The 19,926-nt window shown below is 32.8% G+C and carries 19 protein-coding genes; 10 read left to right on the top strand and 9 right to left on the bottom strand.

Features of this window, described 5'->3' with window-relative positions; translation table 11 throughout:
* Positions 1 to 130: 130 nt before the first annotated feature.
* The 4 genes from V6624_RS03005 to V6624_RS02990 all read left to right on the top strand — a co-directional run bounded on the left by V6624_RS03005 (position 131) and on the right by V6624_RS02990 (position 4,939).
* On the top strand, positions 131 to 3,571 hold the full coding sequence (locus V6624_RS03005; RefSeq protein ID WP_338840814.1) for a methylmalonyl-CoA mutase family protein: 3,441 nt from the start codon (positions 131 to 133) through the stop codon (positions 3,569 to 3,571).
* 164 nt (positions 3,572 to 3,735) lie between these two features.
* On the top strand, positions 3,736 to 4,275 hold the full coding sequence (locus V6624_RS03000; protein ID WP_338840813.1) for a hypothetical protein: 540 nt from the start codon (positions 3,736 to 3,738) through the stop codon (positions 4,273 to 4,275).
* Between the two features lie 5 nt (positions 4,276 to 4,280).
* Entirely contained in the window at positions 4,281 to 4,445 is a 165-nt protein-coding gene (locus V6624_RS02995) for a hypothetical protein (RefSeq protein WP_338840812.1), read from the top strand.
* Between the two features lie 65 nt (positions 4,446 to 4,510).
* The gene (locus tag V6624_RS02990) at positions 4,511 to 4,939 is read left to right on the top strand and encodes a hypothetical protein (protein WP_338840811.1); all 429 of its coding nucleotides are present in this window, start codon (positions 4,511 to 4,513) and stop codon (positions 4,937 to 4,939) included.
* Between the two features lie 195 nt (positions 4,940 to 5,134).
* Here the strand turns inward: V6624_RS02990 and V6624_RS02985 are convergent, their stop codons facing one another.
* Positions 5,135 to 5,467, bottom strand: coding sequence for a hypothetical protein (locus tag V6624_RS02985; protein ID WP_338840810.1), 333 nt, complete (start codon positions 5,465 to 5,467; stop codon positions 5,135 to 5,137).
* Positions 5,468 to 5,659: 192 nt separating this feature from the next.
* Here V6624_RS02985 and V6624_RS02980 point away from each other — a divergent pair, with 192 nt between their 5' ends.
* Both V6624_RS02980 and V6624_RS02975 read left to right on the top strand, forming a co-directional pair.
* Positions 5,660 to 6,073 carry a helix-turn-helix transcriptional regulator gene (locus V6624_RS02980; RefSeq protein WP_338840808.1) on the top strand — a complete coding sequence of 138 codons (414 nt, stop codon included), beginning with the start codon at positions 5,660 to 5,662 and terminating at the stop codon, positions 6,071 to 6,073.
* A gap of 433 nt (positions 6,074 to 6,506) precedes the next feature.
* Complete coding sequence (locus V6624_RS02975) at positions 6,507 to 8,081, top strand: arylsulfatase (protein ID WP_338840806.1); 1,575 nt, start codon at positions 6,507 to 6,509, stop codon at positions 8,079 to 8,081.
* Positions 8,082 to 8,284: 203 nt separating this feature from the next.
* Here the strand turns inward: V6624_RS02975 and V6624_RS02970 are convergent, their stop codons facing one another.
* Positions 8,285 to 8,662: a flagellar motor protein MotB gene (locus V6624_RS02970; protein ID WP_111283232.1), complete on the bottom strand. Its 378-nt coding sequence runs from the start codon at positions 8,660 to 8,662 to the stop codon at positions 8,285 to 8,287.
* Positions 8,663 to 8,858: 196 nt separating this feature from the next.
* Here V6624_RS02970 and V6624_RS02965 point away from each other — a divergent pair, with 196 nt between their 5' ends.
* Entirely contained in the window at positions 8,859 to 9,287 is a 429-nt protein-coding gene (locus V6624_RS02965; RefSeq protein ID WP_338840805.1) for a hypothetical protein, read from the top strand.
* Positions 9,288 to 9,339: 52 nt separating this feature from the next.
* On the opposite strand, the gene V6624_RS02960 is transcribed toward V6624_RS02965, so the two are convergent.
* From V6624_RS02960 to V6624_RS02945, 4 genes are all read right to left on the bottom strand, one after another.
* Positions 9,340 to 9,726, bottom strand: coding sequence for a secretion protein (locus tag V6624_RS02960; RefSeq protein ID WP_111283228.1), 387 nt, complete (start codon positions 9,724 to 9,726; stop codon positions 9,340 to 9,342).
* Positions 9,727 to 10,315: 589 nt separating this feature from the next.
* Positions 10,316 to 10,717: a secretion protein gene (locus V6624_RS02955; protein WP_111283226.1), complete on the bottom strand. Its 402-nt coding sequence runs from the start codon at positions 10,715 to 10,717 to the stop codon at positions 10,316 to 10,318.
* 506 nt (positions 10,718 to 11,223) lie between these two features.
* A complete protein-coding gene (locus V6624_RS02950; protein WP_111286871.1) occupies positions 11,224 to 11,628 on the bottom strand; it encodes a T9SS type A sorting domain-containing protein in 405 nt (134 codons plus the stop codon).
* Between the two features lie 883 nt (positions 11,629 to 12,511).
* Positions 12,512 to 12,877, bottom strand: coding sequence for a DUF3244 domain-containing protein (locus tag V6624_RS02945; RefSeq protein WP_111286869.1), 366 nt, complete (start codon positions 12,875 to 12,877; stop codon positions 12,512 to 12,514).
* A 450-nt stretch (positions 12,878 to 13,327) separates the two neighbouring features.
* On the opposite strand from V6624_RS02945, the gene V6624_RS02940 reads away from it, so the two are divergent.
* The 3 genes from V6624_RS02940 to V6624_RS02930 all read left to right on the top strand — a co-directional run bounded on the left by V6624_RS02940 (position 13,328) and on the right by V6624_RS02930 (position 15,977).
* Positions 13,328 to 14,200, top strand: a complete 873-nt coding sequence (locus V6624_RS02940) for an AraC family transcriptional regulator (RefSeq protein ID WP_111286867.1) — start codon at positions 13,328 to 13,330, stop codon at positions 14,198 to 14,200.
* A 286-nt stretch (positions 14,201 to 14,486) separates the two neighbouring features.
* Complete coding sequence (locus V6624_RS02935) at positions 14,487 to 15,356, top strand: alpha/beta hydrolase (protein ID WP_111286865.1); 870 nt, start codon at positions 14,487 to 14,489, stop codon at positions 15,354 to 15,356.
* Positions 15,357 to 15,446: 90 nt separating this feature from the next.
* Positions 15,447 to 15,977 carry a hypothetical protein gene (locus V6624_RS02930; protein ID WP_111286863.1) on the top strand — a complete coding sequence of 177 codons (531 nt, stop codon included), beginning with the start codon at positions 15,447 to 15,449 and terminating at the stop codon, positions 15,975 to 15,977.
* A gap of 57 nt (positions 15,978 to 16,034) precedes the next feature.
* On the opposite strand, the gene V6624_RS02925 is transcribed toward V6624_RS02930, so the two are convergent.
* The 3 genes from V6624_RS02925 to V6624_RS02915 form a co-directional block, all read right to left on the bottom strand.
* A complete protein-coding gene (locus V6624_RS02925; RefSeq protein WP_338840804.1) occupies positions 16,035 to 17,069 on the bottom strand; it encodes a hypothetical protein in 1,035 nt (344 codons plus the stop codon).
* A 175-nt stretch (positions 17,070 to 17,244) separates the two neighbouring features.
* A complete protein-coding gene (locus V6624_RS02920) occupies positions 17,245 to 18,213 on the bottom strand; it encodes a TerC family protein (protein ID WP_111286859.1) in 969 nt (322 codons plus the stop codon).
* Between the two features lie 280 nt (positions 18,214 to 18,493).
* Entirely contained in the window at positions 18,494 to 19,510 is a 1,017-nt protein-coding gene (locus V6624_RS02915; RefSeq protein WP_111286892.1) for a glutamine synthetase beta-grasp domain-containing protein, read from the bottom strand.
* Between the last annotated feature and the right edge of the window lie 416 nt (positions 19,511 to 19,926).

Raw genomic sequence — 19,926 nt, 5'->3', positions numbered from 1 at the left:
TTAGTAGCAAGAATTGTTACCTTTATATTGAAGAAAAAATATTTTCTTTTTTATTAACATAATGTTATTTGACTGATCAAATATTAAAATAATTTGTACATTGGTCGCTTAAAATTATCATATTCATAAAATGGAACAACAAATACCATATATTCCTAAAAATAAAGTAAGAATTGTTACCGCTGCTTCGCTTTTTGACGGACATGATGCAGCCATAAATATTATGCGCCGTATTATCCAGTCAACTGGAGTTGAAGTTATTCACCTTGGACACGACAGAAGTGTTGAAGAAGTAGTTAATACAGCCATTCAAGAAGATGCCAATGCTATTGCAATGACTTCGTATCAAGGCGGACACAACGAATACTTTAAATATATGTATGATTTGCTTCGCGAAAAAGGAGCGGGGCATATTAAAATCTTCGGAGGCGGAGGCGGTGTAATTCTTCCAAGTGAAATCGAAGAATTGCATGAATATGGTATTACACGAATTTATTCTCCAGATGACGGACGTTCTTTAGGACTTCAAGGAATGATTAATGATTTAGTTCAGCGAGCTGATTTCCCAATTGGAGATAAACTAAACGGAGAAATCGATCATATCGAAAATAAAATTCCAACGGCAATTGCACGTTTGATTTCTGCGGCCGAAAATTTCCCAGAAATTGCAAAACCTGTTTTTGATAAAATTCACGAAAGCAATACAACTTCTAAAATTCCAGTTTTAGGAATTACAGGAACGGGCGGTGCCGGAAAATCTTCTTTGGTAGACGAATTAGTTCGTCGATTTTTAATTGATTTTCCAGAAAAAACAATCGGATTAATTTCTGTCGATCCTTCTAAGAGAAAAACAGGAGGAGCACTTTTAGGAGACAGGATCCGTATGAATGCCATTAATAATCCACGTGTATATATGCGCTCGCTGGCGACACGTCAGTCAAATTTGGCTCTATCTAAATATGTAGCCGAGGCGATTCAGGTTTTAAAAGCAGCAAAATACGATTTGATTATTTTAGAAACTTCAGGAATCGGTCAGTCTGATACGGAGATTATGGATCATTCAGACGTTTCTTTATACGTAATGACACCAGAATTTGGAGCGGCAACACAATTGGAGAAAATCGACATGCTTGATTTTGCTGATTTAGTGGCTTTAAACAAATTTGATAAAAGAGGCGCGCTTGATGCTTTGCGCGATGTAAAAAAACAATATCAGCGCAATCATAATTTATGGGAAAAGAATCCTGATGAAATGCCCGTTTTCGGAACGATTGCTTCGCAGTTTAATGATCCGGGAATGAACACGCTTTATAAAGCGATTATGGATAAAGTGGTAGAAAAAACGGCTTCAGATTTGAAATCGACTTTTGAAATCACAAAAGAAATGAGCGAGAAAATCTTCGTGATTCCGCCACACAGAACGCGTTATTTATCTGAAATTGCAGAGAATAATAGATCTTATGATGAAATCGCACTTTCGCAGCAAAAAGTAGCACAGAAATTATACGGAATTTTCAAAACGATAGAATCGGTTTCTGGAAAAGTGCCGCAAATCAATAAAGCAGGAATCGATGATTCGACTGTTTTACCAAGCGCAGCGCAGCCACATGACGAAAACAGAATCTTTTTAAATCTTTTACTGAATCAATTCGATAAAGTAAAAATGGACTTAGATCCGTACAATTGGGAAATTATCCTGAACTGGGATGATAAAGTAGCGAAATACAAAAATCCAGTTTATTCGTTTAAAGTTCGTGATAAAGAAATTAAGATTGCAACACATTCCGAGAGTTTATCGCATTTACAGATTCCGAAAATTGCTTTGCCTAAATATGAAGGCTGGGGCGATATTTTGCGTTGGAATTTACAGGAAAATGTTCCTGGCGAATTTCCGTTTGCTTCGGGATTATATCCGTTTAAACGTGAAGGCGAAGATCCGTCAAGAATGTTTGCGGGCGAGGGCGGACCAGAAAGAACCAACAAACGTTTTCATTATGTAAGTGCGGGAATGCCTGCAAAACGTCTTTCTACGGCTTTTGACAGCGTTACTTTATACGGAAACGATCCAGATTTGCGTCCTGATATTTACGGGAAAATTGGAAATGCGGGAGTTTCAATCTGCTGTTTAGACGATGCCAAAAAACTATATTCAGGTTTCGATTTGGTTCATGCTTTAACTTCGGTAAGTATGACAATTAATGGACCTGCGCCAATGCTGTTAGGTTTCTTTATGAACGCGGCAATCGATCAGCAATGTGAGATTTACATCAAAGCCAACGAATTAGAAAAAGAAGTTGAAGCAAAAATCAACAAACTATATAAAGAAAAAGGAATCGAAAGACCGAAATACCAAGGTGAACTTCCTGCTGGAAACAACGGTTTAGGATTAATGCTTTTGGGCGTTACAGGAGATCAGGTTTTACCTTTGGAAGTTTATAACGAAATAAAAATAAAAACGTTAGCTCAAGTTCGTGGAACGGTTCAGGCCGATATTTTAAAAGAAGATCAGGCGCAGAATACTTGTATTTTCTCAACCGAATTTGCTTTGCGATTAATGGGCGACGTTCAGGAATATTTTATTACTAAAAACGTTCGTAATTTCTATTCGGTTTCGATTTCAGGATATCATATTGCCGAGGCAGGAGCAAACCCAATTACGCAATTGGCATTTACGCTTTCAAATGGTTTCACTTACGTGGAATATTATTTGAGTCGCGGAATGAACATCAACGATTTTGGGCCGAATTTATCATTCTTTTTCTCAAACGGAGTAGATCCAGAATATTCGGTTATTGGGCGTGTGGCGCGTAAAATTTGGGCAAAAGCCATGAAAAACAAATACGGAGCCAACGAAAGAGCACAAATGCTGAAATATCATATTCAAACATCGGGTCGTTCTTTACACGCGCAGGAAATTGATTTCAACGATATTAGAACAACTTTACAAGCTTTATACGCCATTTATGATAACTGTAATTCATTGCACACCAATGCTTACGACGAAGCGATTACAACGCCAACAGAAGAATCTGTGCGTCGTGCCATGGCGATTCAGTTGATTATTAATAAAGAATTAGGTTTGGCGAAAAACGAAAACCCAATTCAGGGTTCATTCATCATCGAAGAATTGACTGATTTAGTCGAAGCAGCAGTTTTACAAGAATTCGACAGAATTACAGAAAGAGGCGGAGTTTTGGGCGCAATGGAAACAATGTACCAAAGATCTAAAATTCAGGAAGAAAGTTTGTATTACGAAACCTTAAAACACAACGGTGATTTCCCAATTGTGGGTGTAAATACATTCCTGAGTTCAAAAGGTTCGCCAACGGTAATTCCAGCGGAAGTTATTCGCGCTACCGAAGAAGAAAAACAATATCAAATTACGATGCTGGATAACCTGCATAATTTCCACGAAGCGAAAGTAAACGAGCATTTAAATACATTACAACAAGCCGCTATTAAAAACGAAAACTTATTCGACCATTTAATGGAAGCTACAAAAGTTTGTTCGTTGGGTCAGATTACTTCGGCGTTGTTTGAAGTTGGAGGGCAGTATAGAAGGAATATGTAAGTTTTGATTTTTTAATGATATGAAAAACCTCTCAAAAAATCTTGAGAGGTTTTTTTGTTTATAAAGTTGATAATAAATAAAGAAATTATAAAGAATTTTTTGATAAAAATTAATTAAATTTAAAATCAAATTGAAATGAAAAATATTCAGATTGTATAAAAAACATGTCAAAAAAGAAGGATACCGTAAAAAATGAATGGATTGAATTTAGAAATTCTGTATATGAAACTAAATCAAAAAGCCAAGATGATTTTGAAAAATACATAAATATAATTGCTTCTGGCGGATTAGGTATAACCATAGCTTTTTTTGATAAGATAGTGCAAATAGATAAAGCGACATGTCTTTGGATAATGGTTTGCGGTTGGGTTCTTCTTGCAATTACTTTATTGGTGAATTTATTTTCACATTTTAAATCCGTTCAATATATGGAATTTACAATTTCGGAAATAAACGATGAAAAATATGAAGAAGTTTTCACTAATGTTGAAAAGAGAAATAAAATTATTAATTGGTTTAACCTAGTCTCTTTGACCTCACTCATTATTGGTGTGTTGGCTATAATTAGTTTTGTAACTATAAATTTATATATTATGAGTAATGATCGAAAACCGGTTTATCCACAAAAACCTATTCCTGAAGAAAAAGGAAGAAAAATACCTAGCCCTCCAGTGAGTAGGCCATCAAATACACCAAAAAAATAAAAAACATGAATGAAGAGATAAAAAAGAAGTTGGAAGAAGCACTGGCTTTAAGTAAAAAGATTGAAGATTTAGGCAGTAAAGTAATTGCAGGTAGAAATGTTCCGACGCCTTCAAACTCATTAAAACCTAAAGTAGTTATAGTTGCAAAGCCTGGAGAGAAAAAGAAGTAATATTAATTTTTTGAAAATTTTCTTATCTTGAAGATACCGATACAAAAAACTAAAATCAAACTAATATGAAAATTTATAATGCTGATTTTAAAATATTGCGTTTAGAATTCAACATTGAGATTTTAAAGACAAAACCATTAATGGAATCTAATGTCGAAATAGTACTGGAGTTATTTCCAGCATCTGACGGTATAAAAGACGCTTGTAGATTTGGATTTAGGATTGCTTCTCATTTTTTAGAAGTAAATTCAAAAAAAGAAGTGGTTGGTTATCTTTCTGAATATTTTTCTGATTTTGTAATAGAAAATGAAACTAAAGATTTGATTGCCATTAAAAGATTTGTTGAAAATGCATTTCTTAATCATGAGGTTCAATTTCAAGAAAATAAGCCTATTGAGGTTGTGATGGATAACTTGATACTAAAACCAAATATAGAAGGTTTTACTCAGGATGTCTTTTCCCATTTAAAGAAGAACGGATATTATCCAGATTAAAAATTACTGTGCCTTCTATCAAGGTCATCTCGCTCTTAAACCCAAAGTTTACCCTTTTCAGTTTGTCATTTCGACGTAAGGAGAAATCACACTAGTAATTCTACAAAGATTGGCGATTTGCTTTGTCGATTCCTGAGTGTGATTTCTCCTTACGTCGAAATGACAAGATTGTGTGCTAATTGGGTTGAAATATAACTATTCAAAAATCTCCTCAACATAACCCAAAAATTCCATTTCATCCACAGGAAACAAATGCAGAATTGTTTCCAAAATCAGACTCACATTAATAGTCGCACTTTTATCTTTTTTAGAAAAATTATGCATATCATTATCAAGTGCCAGAATGCATAATTTGAGTAAATCGGTAATGAGACAGCCGAGTTCTAAATAATTGACCACTTTAAATTGTGCGGTATAAGAATTGGCTTCGTTGGTTGGTTTTAGCGTTGTAAAATACTGAGCGGTTAATTTTTGCAGTTTTTGTAGTTTTTCTGTTTCGTTTGTTTCGTTTGTTTCGTTTGTTTCCATAAGGCGTATATTTTAAATGATTTACAATTGGACTTTTATAAAATTATTATAAGAAAAATTGTACTTTTGTTTGATTCGGCGAAGGAAGAAATAGATTTTGCTGTACGAAATCATTTTTTACTGTATCGCACGGCAAAAAAATCTGTTTTTTACATTTTGCCGATTTTGAGACTTTATTATTATCTTTGAATTATGAGCACACTAACAAAACCAAATCATATAGGGCGAAAAATAAGCCGTATTCGTGAACTTCGAGATATGAAGCAGGAAGCTTTGGCGCAAGCTTTAGGAACAAATCAGCAGGCGATTTCGGCTATGGAAAATAGCGAAACCATCGATGACGAAAAACTTGTTGAGGTGGCAAAAGCACTTGGTGTAACGGTTGAAGCGATTAAGAATTTTTCAGACGAAGCGGCAATTAATTATTTCAATAGTTTTAATGAAGCGGTTCATAATAGTCATTTTGGAAATAATAATCACTGCACTTTCAATCCATTAGATAAATTAATGGAAACGGTAGAAGAAAATAAAAAGCTTTACGAACGTTTGCTTCAAGCAGAAAAAGATAAGATCGAATATTTAGAAAAATTGCTAAAAGAAAAATAGTAAATTTTATATAATAGAAAACCTCTCAGAAATGAGAGGTTTTTTTTGTTTATGTAGGAATTTTTTAACAATAATTTATTGGTGTCTTTCTGAAAAACACAAAATAGATTTATGCTTAAAATATGAATGTTTGTTTTACAATTTTGTAATTGGAATTTGTTTAACTTATTGAAAAAGTGATGAATAATTAAAAAAAAAGTAACCGAATGCGTGTTAAAATTTACTAATGCAATAAACAATTAATTAACTTTATTCTGGCTAAAAATAGTATGCTATAAAATTATAATCTAAATTTTTTAAGATTTTTTAAAATAAGTACAGTATTAACTATAAAGTAAGGCAAATGGATTTAAAAGACAAATTAAAAAAGTGTTGCAAATGGACGACCATTGGCGCTGTATTGGTAACAGGGATAATTAATTCGCCTAACGCCATGGCTCAGGAGAAGAATAAGCCAAACATTTTGGTAATCTTTGGAGACGATATTGGTATTTCTAATATCAGTGCCTACGGAAAAGGCGTAGTGGGTTACCAAACCCCTAACATCGACCGTTTGGCCAAAGAGGGAGCTATGTTTACTGATTATTATGCTGAAAATAGTTGTACGGCAGGGCGCTCAACGTTTATCACCGGACAAAGTTGCTACCGCACAGGTCTGTCAAAAGTAGGACTTCCCGGAATTGATATTGGTTTACAAGCACGTGACATCACTATTGCGCAAGCCCTTAAACCATTAGGTTATGCAACAGCCCAATTTGGTAAAAATCACTTAGGCGATTTGAACAAATATCTGCCAACTGTACACGGATTTGACGAGTTTTATGGAAATCTTTATCATTTGAATGCGGAGGAAGAACCTGAAAGAGCAAACTGGCCCAAAGATCCTCAATTCTTAAAAACAGCCACTCCTCGCGGTATTATGAACTGTAAGGCATCTGACAAAGATGATCCTACGGTTGATCCGCGTTTTGGTAGAGTAGGCAAACAAACCATCGAAGATATGGGGCCATTGACTAAAAAGAGAATGGAAACTATTGATGATGAGACTTTTGATAAAGCAATCGATTTTATAAAAAGACAAAATAAAGACGGAAAACCATTTTTTGTATGGATGAATGCTACTCGAATGCACTTATTTACACACGTGCGTGAATCAATGCGCGGACAAAGCGGTATGCCTGACAACGAGTATGCTGATGGTATGTTGGAGCATGACGGCGACATAGGTAAAATTTTAAAAGCATTGGATGAACTAGGTATTGCCAACAACACTATAGTGGTATACGCTACAGATAATGGACCAAATATGTTTAGCTGGCCCGATGCCTCTATCACTCCATTTCGTAGCGAAAAAGACTCAAACTGGGAAGGTGCATTCCGTGCTCCAGCTTTCATTCGCTGGCCTGGACATATCCCGAGTGGACAAATCCTCAACGGTATTGTTTCTGGTCTTGATTGGTTTCCAACATTGCTTGCAGCAGCAGGTAATGCAAATATAGCAGACGAGTTGTTAAAAGGTGGCTATCAATCGCAAGGTAATACTTTCAAAGTGCATTTGGATGGTTTCAACCAATTGCCTTATTTGACAGGTACAGCTCAAGACAAGAAATCGGCAAGAAATGAATTCTTTTATTTTGACGATGATGCAGATCTTGTAGGTATTAGATTTGACGACTGGAAAGTGGTGTTTGAAGAACAAAGAGCTAAAGGTAACTTAGACATTTGGCAAGACCCATTGGTTAAACTTCGTCTTCCTAAATTGTTCAACTTGCGTCAAGACCCTTATGAAAGAGCTGACGATACAGACCAATACAATGACTGGAGATTGAAAAATGACTTTATCTTGGCACAAGGAATTCAAAAATCAGCCGTATTCTTAGAAACATTCATTGCTTATCCGCCAAGCCAAGAACCTGCAAGTTTCACGATTGACGGAATATCAAAATCTGTAAAAGAAAAAATCAAAGCAAACCAGCAGGAATCTGGAGCAGTCAAAAAGAAAAAATAATTTTTTTTGTTTAATTGATTAAGTAATAAATTAGTAAAAATTCAATAAAAAAGGGGGCTAGCATCGCGCCACTTAAACAATAAAATTCCATAAGCTTGTCATTTCTCCTTACGTCGAAATGACAAATATTGTAGATAATAAGGCTTTAAATAACAAAAAAACCTCTCAGAAATGAGAGGTTTTTTTATAATAGTTCTATTGAATTAACTTTTCGCTATCGCTTTTGGTTTGCGTTTTAATTTTTCCATTATGGCATCAGCTTTTTCGTTTTCACAAATGAAGCGTAGGGATTCTGCATAACGGTAATAATAAATCGGATCTAAATCTAAGGTTAGAGCAAATAGTTCGCCATACCATTCGGCGGCTTTGTCTAGTTTATATTTGGAGTAAGATGAATTTCCTAGTTTCTGAAACAAGTCTACAGATTTATAGCCTTTTGCAGCGACTTTTTCGTAGATTTTTATGGCATCGACATAAGCATATTTGTCGCTGACTTTTTCCGTTATATAAACTTCATTTTGAGCAGAAGCCTCAAATGAAAGTACAATTAAGAACACTAAAGTGAGAAGTTTCTTTTGCATGAGTATTTGTTTGGGGCGTGGTATTATCGTGTTTTTAATTGTTTTTGAAAATAATTTGACAGCCAAAAAGCTGCTGTAATCAATCATAGAACGTCATTTTTGGTTTCTTATTTTGTTGAGTGCCATAAAAATGGCTGATTTTCTGCATTTTAATGTAAAATTTATGATTTAACTTTATATCAGTAAAGAAATCAAAATGACGATACATGAATATTTCAGTAAAATAGAAGCTTTGCAGGACAATAAAAATACGTTTTCTGCTAATGCTGATTTGGAGTTTTACATTCAAAAAATACAGCAGGATTGCACAGAATCGTCTTTTATGCTTCATTCTTTATTCCAAAAATCTACTATAAATAATACTATAATAACGAAGTTTTCAGATCATTTAAAATTATTGTTTTTAGACGAACAAGAATCTGGAAACGTTTGTTTTGTGAATAGCGATGAAATAAGACCAGAATACAGACAAAGTTTCAAATTAATCGATTTGCTGGATTATATCTATGCTTTGGGGCATTCGTCATTTTACCAGAAATTTCAAAAAATAATCATAACCAATGAAGCTGAAGTTTTTTGGAAACTCGTTAAAATTGGTTCTAATCTAAGAAAAGAAATAAAATAAAAAAAGCAGCTCCTGGTACGAGCTGCTTTTTCATTTTTTTAGGGCAAAAAAATTAACGACGGAAAGATGGACTCTGATTAGCAGATTGGTCTAACTTTACAGTCTTAACTTTTTTAGCAGCAACTTTAATTTCGTGTTTCGCAACTTTGTCATTTGCTTTCACTTCAAGAACGTAAGTTCCTGCAGGAAAACTTTCTAAACTAATTGTTTTTGAAACTTCTAACTTGTCTGCTGCAGATTCTCCCGCATAAAGTAAGTTGTGATTCTCATCATAGATAGAGAAAGATGCATTTTCTACAGTATCCAAAGTAAAACTAACTACTTTTCCGTTTCCTGTTTTGATGTTTAAAATATAATCACCTTTTCCTTCAATGGCATAGGTAAACACAGTCGCTAAAAAAAAGGCAGCAACTAAACCAGCTTTGGTAAATTTTGTCATGTTTTTTTTAAATTGTTAATTACTAAATGTGGAACGCGTAAAACTACAAATACAAATTTAATTTTTAGCAACAAATTGGCATTTTTTAACGCTTAACTTGCTGAATTGAAACTATTTCTGCATTTTGTTTGAACTATGTACGTAATTACTGGGCTCGCGGTTTTAAAAATTTTGATATTTTTTTAAGTGTTTTAAAGTCACTTATTTTATTAATCAGAATACTTTTCTTAATTCAGGCTGAAATTCATTTTTCATCAATTTTAGAAATGAAAAAAACAGCTCTAGAAGCAAAAATGCTATATTAATTTAACCGCAAAGTGCGTTAAGATTTTCGCAAAGCAAGCTAAGTTTCTTTCCAGTAATTTTATAAAATAAAAAAGTTCACAAAGCTATATGGATAAAACTTTGTGAACTTTGAGCTTGCGAAATCTTAAACAAAAATCTTTGCGAACTTTGCGGTAAAAAAAATACAGTAAGTATAAAGCAAAAAAAACAGCTCTGTAACCAACCAAGAGCTGTTTCTTAAACAATAAAAATGTTATTTTTAATTTTTTCTAACCTTATTTTATACCTTTTTGGAGTATAAAAATTAGCGTGCAGCAACGCTCGAATTTTTAGCGAAACCAGCTTTGTAAGCATAAGAAACTGCATTTCTTGATAAAGAAGCAGTATCACCAATTGTGATTTCGTATTTCGCTTTTTTTACGCTGTCTTCAACTTCTAAGAAGTAAGTTCCTTCTGGAAATTCTTCTAAACTAAAAGTTCTCAAAATTCCTTCTTTACCTGAAGCAGTTTCAGAGTAAATAAGTGTTCCGTCCTTGTCATAAATTGCTAAGTTGGCTTTCTGTACTTTGTTAAGTGCGAAAGTAATCAGTTTTCCATTAGCTTTCATTACGTGAAGAGTAAACTCCGACGTTCCATCAATTGCGTAAGTGCTAATTCCTGTGAAAAGCAACGCAGCTACTAAACTCATTTTTGCAATCTTTTTCATGGTACTTAGTTTTTAAATTATTAGTTCTAATTCTCTGATGCTAAATTACTTATGTAATACATGAAAAAGCGCAACTGTATTTTCCGATTTCTATGCTATATTCTCATTTACGAAACCGTTATAGGTTAAAATGTGAATTATTTTTATTGTTTTAGTTAATTCGTTAATTATTTTTTAATGTTTTGCTTGATTTTAAGTTTACAATGGGTTAAGGATTTATTTACAAAAAGCAGTGAGTTTTTTAACCGCAAAGTGCGCTAAGATTTACGCAAAGCACGCTAAGAATTATTATGCAAGAGGTTTATAAAAACGCAAAGTTCGCAAAGCTTTGTGAAAAAAACTTTGCGAACTTTGCGTAATTCTTTGCGTCTTTGCGGTAAAAAAAACTTAAAGCAAAAAAAAACAGCTCAGTAACCACAAAGAGCTGTTTTTAAAACTTTTGAAAGTTTTTAACTTACTAACTATCTAACCTCACTTTTTATACTGTATAAGAGTATAAAACTTTTCTAGCGTACTGCTACGCTTGTATTTTTAGCAAAACCTGGTTTGTAAACTGAAGAAACTGCATTTTTAGATAAAACAGTATTTTCATCAGTTATTGTAATTTCATATTTTGCTTTTTTGATATTGTCTTCAACTTCTAAGAAATAAGTTCCTTCTGGGAATTCTTGTAAACTAAAAGTTCTTAATATTCCATCTTTCCCAGAAGCAGTTTCAGAATAAATTAGAGTTCCTTCTTTATCGTAAATTGCCAAATTAGCTTTCTGCGTTTGATTAAGAGCGAAAGTGATTAATTTTCCATTAGCTTTAATTACGTGAAGATTAAACTCTCCAGTTCCATCAATTGCGTATGTGCTAATTCCTGTAAAAAGCAACGCTGCTACTAAACTCAATCTGATAATCTTTTTCATGGTAATTAGTTTTTAATTAATATTTCTTCTAATTCTCTGATGCTAAATTACTTCAGATGTAAGTAAAAAATCACAACTGTATTTTCCAATTTCTATGCTATATTCTCATTTACGAAACCGTTATAGGTTAAAATATGAATTATATTTATCGTTTTCGTTAAATCGGTTATTATTTTTCAACGTTTTTCGTGATTTTTAATTTACATTGAATTAAAGATTGGCTTAGAAAATGTAGGAATTTTGAAAAGATGCTAAGTTGCTAAGATTCCGAGGTTCTAAGTTTTTTTTATTGTGTTTTGTTTTAACGCAAAGGGCGCTAAGATTTACGCAAAGCGCGCTAAGTTTTTTGAGTAAATTCTAAAGAATAAAAGTTCGCAAAGCTTTATCTATATATAGGTATAGCTTTGCGAACTTTGCGTTTATATACGCGCTCAATGGTAAAAAAAAACCTTGCGTTCTTTGCGTAAAAAAAACGTCATGAAGAAAAGGTAAAGCAAAAAAACAGTTCAATAACCGCAAAGCTCACAAAGATTTACGCAAAGTTCACAAAGTTTTTTTATCAAAGAGCATGCATATAAATGCAAAGTTCGCAAAGCTATATTACGATAAAGCTTTGCGAACTTTTTTATTCTATAAAATTTACTCAAAAAACTTAGCGCGCTTTGCGTAAATCTTAGCGCACTTTGCGGTAAAAAAACTTTGCGGTAAAATTTTATAACTCAAAATGTAAAGAGCAAAAAAAAACAGCTCAGTAACCACAAAGAGCTGTTTTTAAAACTTTTGAAAGTTTTTAACTTACTAACTATCTAACCTCACTTTTTATACTGTATTAAGAGTATAAAATTTTAAGTGCCGTGAAGTAGCACTTAACTTTAATATCTTCTTAGTTTAAAGAAGTAGTTCCTTTTGAAGATAAAACAGAAGTTTTAGCATCTACTGTAATATCGTATTTTACTTTTTTGTAGCTGTCAGCAACTTCTAAAATGTATTTTCCTTGTGGAAATTCTTCTAAACTGAAAGTTCTTAAGATTCCTTCTTTACCAGAAGCATTTTCAGTATAGATTAAATTACCATTAATATCGTATATACTGATAACAGCTTTTTGTAATTGATTAATTCCAAAAGCAATTACCTTGCCATTTCCTTTTAATACATGAAGATTTAACGCTTCATTTCCATCAATTGCATAAGTACTCATTCCTGTTAGAAGTACTGCACATACTAAACTTAATTTCATAATCTTTTTCATATTCTATAGTATTAAATTTTTTTCGTTCATTTCTCTGAGGCAAAGTTATAGCAGCATGTGTGTTATTTTAACATCTATATTTTCCAATTTCTATGCTATATTCTCATTTACGAAACCGTTATAGGTTAAAATTTGACTTTAATGTTGTGTTTTTGTTAATTTGATTGTTTTTCTTCAAAGTTTTTTAAAAACTTGATACTTCATAAAATTTCCATCTTTCTTACAAAATTTCACATATTTGTATAAAATCACGTTTTAAATGGGATAAATAAAAAAAAAGTGGAGAAAAAAAATAAGACCCTAAAAAAAAGCCGATTTTGCTATAAATTTTTCAGTGTTAAGAACGTTATTTTAATGTAAAATTCGCATTTACGAAACCGTTGTAGGTTAAAATTTAAATTATTTTAGGTGTTTTTGTTAAATTTGCTATTATTTTTTAAAGAAATTATCATGAAGACTATTGCCCCAGCTCTTGAAGTGATAACTAACTCATACGGAAGTTCTTTTACCTACACCAAACACGCCGAAAAGACCAATAGCAAAGCTCATTTATGGCATTATCATCCAGAAATTGAGTTGGTTTATATTAATGGCGGGGCTGGAAAAAGACAAATAGGGAGCCATGTTTCTTATTATACCAATGGTAGTTTACTTTTAATAGGAGCTAATTTACCGCATTGCGGTTTTACAAATGAGCAGACAGGGAATACGAATGAAACGGTTATTCATATTAAACCTGAATTTTTAGGAAGCGATTTTTTTGTTGCTCCAGAAATGAAAAGGGTGCAAAATATTTTGAAGCAGGCTAAAGGCGGAATCGCTTTTGGAGGCGAAACAAAAAAACGTATAGGGAAGAAAATTGAAATGATGGAAAACGAACCGCCATTTCAAAGATTGATGACACTTTTGAGCGTTTTGGACGAATTAGAATCAGCTGAGGAGTATACCATTTTGAATGCAGATGGATTTTCAATGGAACTTCAGACTCAGGATAATGACCGTATGAATGTGGTTTTCAATTTTGTGAAAGATCATTTTCAGGAATCTATTTCTATAGATGAGGTTTCGAGTCTGGTAAGTATGACTACGCCTTCGTTCTGTCGTTATTTTAAAAAGATTTCGAATAAAACATTTACAGAGTTTGTGAACGAATATCGTTTGGTGCACGCCTCTAAACTTTTGGCAGAACAGCCAATGAGTATTAATGAAGTTTGTTATGAAAGCGGTTTTAATAATTTTAGCCACTTTAGTAAATCATTCAAACAATATACAGGAAAAAGTGCATCGCAATACCGTCACGAACACAAGATCATAATTAGTTAGTTTTTTTGCCACAAAAAGTTTTGCTATTTGTTATTGTTCAAGTTATAGGTTAAAAAAATGTTTTGTCCCAAATTACATAAATTAATAAGAACTTATTCTTATTGCATTTGAGAGAAACAATATTGCAAAACTGCGATTGAATTAAGAATTATTTTATTCTGATTGCAAATCTGAAGTGGCAGAAAAAATAGAAAATCCGACTAGTCAAAAGCTGGTCGGATTTTTCATATATTTTATTCTGAAAAAAAGTATATTTACAGACCCTAATCAGAAAAAAATATCGAAAATGAAAAAAATCAAAATGCTATTATCTGCATTTTTGCTTTGTCTTACCACCATGACATACGCAGCAAAAGTAGATACTTTACAAGTCGCCAGTACCGCTATGGGGAAAACCTATAAAGCTGCGGTAGTTTTACCAAATTCTTATGCAAAAAGTAAATCGGCTTTTCCGGTTATGTACTTGTTGCATGGGGCTTACGGACATTTTAGCGATTGGCTTAAAAATACGCCAAACAAAAAACTGGTTCATAATCTGGCAGATCAGTATAATATGATTATCGTAATGCCAGAAGGTGAGACGTTTAGTTTTTATATTGATAGTCCTGTAAACAAAGAAAGTCAGTTTGAGACTTTTATTACACAGGAAGTTGTGCAAAAAGTAGACAAAACATACCGAACGATTGCCGCTAAAAACGGAAGGGTAATTACAGGTCTTTCGATGGGCGGACATGGCGCATTATATTTATCTGCCAAACATCCCGATTTGTTTTGCGCAGCTGGAAGTATGAGCGGTGCGGTAGATATGAGTACGATGCTTAACAGGGATTCTTCGGCGCAAATTGTAAAATTAATGCAGCCTGTTTTTGGAGATAAAAGCGGTAATACAGAATTGTATGAGCAAAATTCTGTTCTAAGAATGGCTGATAAATTAAAAGCAAACAAATTGCCATTAATAATAGATTGCGGAGTAGATGATTTTTTAATTGAACCAAACAGAGAATTGCACAGAAGATTGGTTTATAATAAAGTTGACCACGATTATACTGAAAGACCAGGAGCACATACTTGGGATTATTGGGAAAATTCACTTCCGTATCATGCATTATTTTTTAGTAAAATACTAGCTAAGAATCAGGTTACTGCAAAAAAATAAGGACATTTTTATTTCAAATTAAGCCAGATTACTTTTTTTGGTTTGATTTTTGGAATACCTTTATAGTATAATACTTAAAAAAAATATGTTATGAAAAAGATACTTACCTTATTTGCAGTTATTGGTTTAGTTGCATTTTCTAGTTGTGAAGGGCCAGAAGGGCCTCCGGGAGTGCCAGGACAAGATGGACAGGATGGATTGCCTGGGAATGTTAATGAAATTTTTGAAGTTACTTTAGATTTTAATAATGCTAATAATTACGGAAGAACTTATGTTCTTGATCCAGTTATAGCACAAGGTGATAATCTTTTAGTCTATGAATTGGTTAATACTAATGACGGAATTGACACTTGGGCGCTTTTACCACAGGTTTATTATCTTTCTAATGGATCAGCTCAGTATAATTTTAGTTTTTCATACGATCAATTTTCAATTTTTATAGATTCAGATTTTGATCCTGCTCTTTTACCAGCTGCATTTACTACAAATAAAACTTTTAGAGTAGTTATTCTCCCAGGTGCGGTTTTTGGTAAATCTGTAAATAAGGCTGATTACTCAGATTATAATGCGGTAATCAAGAAATATAATATTGATGATAGTAATGTTAAGAAACTAAACTAAGTTTTTAAGACTGAAAAAAAAGGAAATCGTGAGATTTCCTTTTTTTATGATTACTTCTTACCTACCCCTGATGATATCTCCTCTTCCTTCGCCTTCACTTGTCTTAATTTCTACGTTAAGAGAAGGGTCAAATGGTTTTTCTGTAATCTTAATTATTGGTAATGCCATTGTGTAATCATTAATTGGAATAGCTGATAATCCGTCTGAAATTTTTGGATGAAGTGAGATTAATAAAGCTTTTTTTTCTTTTGTAGGAGAAAATTTGAAATTAATATACCTTTCTATTTGTCCTCGGCTGTCTAAAGTAAATGATCTGGTATTATTTACATAGTCAGTAGCGTCTAAACCAATCACTCCATCTTTGACACATGGGTCTAGATTTATGTTTCTAAGGTATGGCGGAGTAATTATTCCATCATCTTTTAATTGGGCATATACTGTTGGGAAACCATCACTGAATTTTTTATCTATTAAGTATCTATTATCGTAGAATATGACTGTAAGATTTATTTCGTAACTAACATTTGCTTTAAATGGATATTCAATTGAAATGGCAGAACCCTGATTGTCATTATGGCTTGTAACTCTGCTTCTTATATCAGTTCTTTTTTCTTCTTTATTGCTTACAAATAATATAAGTGACCCATAATAAAGATTATGATGTGGTGTTCCAAAACCTCTTACTAAACATGACTTACCTTCTGAAGTAGGATAAGGATATGGGTTAATTCCATAAACTCCAGAATCTGTATAATAAGAGTTTCCGTTATTATATCTTTTTACCGTGCATCCGCTATTTGACGGATGAGTTGGCGGATAGCCGAAATTTATAGAAACAGTGTGTTCTGAAGTTTTGTAAGTTTTATTTTTCGAGTTCGCATTATCTTTTGTTTTTTCAGGAATGTCATATACTAATATAGGTTTTTTAGGTTTTGAGCCATCAGTAATTTCTGCTTCATATATAATGTCTCCATTAATAATGTAGGTTTGAGTAGGATTTTTACCAGATTGGCTTTTAGATGATAATTCTTCTTTATTATCACATCCTGTAATAATAAAAGTGAACAATAAATAATAATAAAATTTTCTCATGATAAAATATTTAAAGGTTTATAATGAGATAAATGTATTTATAAAATATGTAATATCTTATTTTTAAAAGTTAAAACATAGTATTTATCTTATGTTTTAGCTTTTAATCAAATTAAACAAATAAAAAAAGGAAATCGTGAGATTTCCTTTTTTTATATCTATATGTTTTGAAAACTTATTCCTTTTCAGAATCTGTCAATACTTTTTCTGGTCCAAACTTAAGGGAAACTAAAATTCCAACTAAAAGAGATAAAGCGATAAATCCTAAAGAAGCCCATTCTGGAACATGTATCCAATCGTGTAAAAGCATTTTTAATCCTACAAAAGCTAAAATTGCAACTAAACTGTATTCTAGATAACTGAATTTTGCCAGCATATTAGCCAAGAAGAAATACATAGAGCGTAATCCGAGAATAGCAAAAATATTAGAACTGAATACTAAAAATGGATCTTTAGTAATGGCAAGAATTGCAGGAACACTGTCAACAGCAAATAAAACATCCATAACTTCAATAACGATCAAAGCTACAAATAATGGAGTTGCTGCTTTTTTTGCTGTTTTAGTTGAAATAAAAAATTTCTCTCCATCCATTTCAGAGGTGATCGGCATAATTTTTCCTAACGTTTTGTATACGAAAGAATCTTTTGGATGAAAATCTTCTTCTTCGCCAGAGAAAAGCATTTTTATTGCAGTAAATATTAAGAAAACTCCAAAGACATAAGTTGTCCAAGCAAATTTATTGATCAGCATTACACCGAAGAAAATCATCAAACCACGGAAAACAATTGCTCCAAGAATTCCCCAGAATAAAACGCGGTGCTGGTATTTTTGCGGAATCTTAAACGAAGCAAAAATAATTGCAATAACAAAGATATTGTCGACACTTAGCGAAAGCTCTATCAAATAACCTGTAATAAACTTCATTGAGGCAACTGCAGGTTTTAAACCGTCAGGATTTTCTATGTAATCTGTAGTGTATAGCCAGTAGATTACGCCAGAAAAAAGGAAAGATAAAGTTACCCAGATTAAAGTCCATTTGCTGGCTTCTTTAGTACTAATAATATGTGGCGTTTTGTTGAAGACACCAAGGTCTAAAGCAAGAATAAAAATTACAGCAAGTAAAAAGAGAATCCAGACTATCATAAATGAATTTTTTAAATGATGTACAAAGATAAGTTTTGATGTTTAACTTAAAAATTAATTTTATAAGAAACTTACTTTTAAAGTTAGAGAAAATTTGTTTGAATTTGAGAATGTGAAAAGTGAGCAGTAAAAGGTTCTCGACTCCGCTCGAACTGACAGAAGAAGATTTTTCAAGTTTTCAGTTTGTCACATTGAGCGAAGTCGAAATGCATTTTACTAATAAAAAAAAGTGCCAGCAAATAAATGCTGGCACTTTTTAGAATATAAATTAAGCTTTGAATTAGATCGCTGAGTTAACAGTTTTGATAATTCTTGCAGCAATTTTGTAAGGGTCTCCGTTTGAAGCTGGTCTTCTGTCTTCCAACCAACCTTTCCATCCTTTTTGAACAGTCATTAAAGGAATTCTGATAGAACATCCTCTGTCTGAAACTCCATAAGAGAAATCGTGGATAGAAGCAGTTTCGTGTTTACCAGTTAAACGTTGGTCATTGTAAGCTCCGTAAACTGCGATGTGCTCAGCAGTAACAGGACGGAAAGCTTCGCAAATTCTTTCGTAAGTTGCTTGATCTCCACATGTTCTTAATACAGTGTTAGAGAAGTTAGCGTGCATTCCAGAACCATTCCAGTCAGTATCTCCTAGAGGTTTTGGGTGATATTCAATATAGTAACCATATTTCTCAGTTAAACGGTCTAATAGGTAACGAGCAACCCAGATTTCATCTCCAGCTTTTTTAGCACCTTTAGCGAATAATTGGAATTCCCATTGTCCGCAAGCAACCTCTTGGTTGATTCCTTCAAAGTTGATTCCAGCAGCGATACATAAATCAGCATGCTCTTCAACTAATTTTCTACCGTGTGTGTTTTTTCCACCTACTGAACAGTAGTACATCCCTTGTGGAGCAGGGTATCCTCCAACTGGGAAACCAAGTGGAAGTTGAGTTTTAGTATCCATGATGAAATACTCTTGTTCGAAACCAAACCAAAAATCGTCATTATCATCATCAATTGTAGCTCTACCGTTAGAAGGGTGTGGAGTTCCGTCTGCATACATAACTTCAGACATTACCAACCATCCGTTGATACGAGTTGGATCTGGATAAATTGCAACTGGTACTAAAAGACAGTCAGAAGAACCACCTTCAGCTTGTTTAGTTGACGAACCATCAAATGACCAGTTTCCAAGTTCTTCTAATGTTCCTTTGAAGTTTTCATGCTCTTCAACTTTAGTTTTACTTCTAAGATTTTGAGTTGGTTCATATCCATCTAACCAAATGTACTCTAACTTAATTTTAGCCATAATAATATAAATTAATTTTTTTGTTTTTTTTCGTTGGGTCAAATATAGATTTATTTTTTTAGTCCTAAAAATTAGGGGGCTATTTTGTTTATCGAAGTATAATTTTTTGGATAAGCGCAATTTTGATAGGGGTATATTTTAAAAAAAGCAATTTTGGTAACTCTAAAAATGTAAATTCGTAATAATTACGGCACTTTTTTGAATTCTTGAGTTAAGAAATTATGAAAAAATGTTTATTTAATCAATATTACCGTACACTTTTGTGATATTTCTGTGATTTGAATTCATTATTCTTCGAAAAAAGCATCTTCTATTGAAAAATCAATGACTAAAAATCTCTTTGATATATTTAAAATAGGCTCATTTATTGTTTATCTTTGTTCCTCATTTTTTTAGTGAAAATTAGTACGAATTAA

The sequence above is a fragment of the Flavobacterium ginsenosidimutans genome (assembly GCF_037478105.1).
Lineage (GTDB): Bacteria > Bacteroidota > Bacteroidia > Flavobacteriales > Flavobacteriaceae > Flavobacterium > Flavobacterium ginsenosidimutans.
The sequence above is the reverse complement of the archived record's forward strand: the minus strand, read 5'-3'. Positions and strand labels throughout refer to the sequence as shown.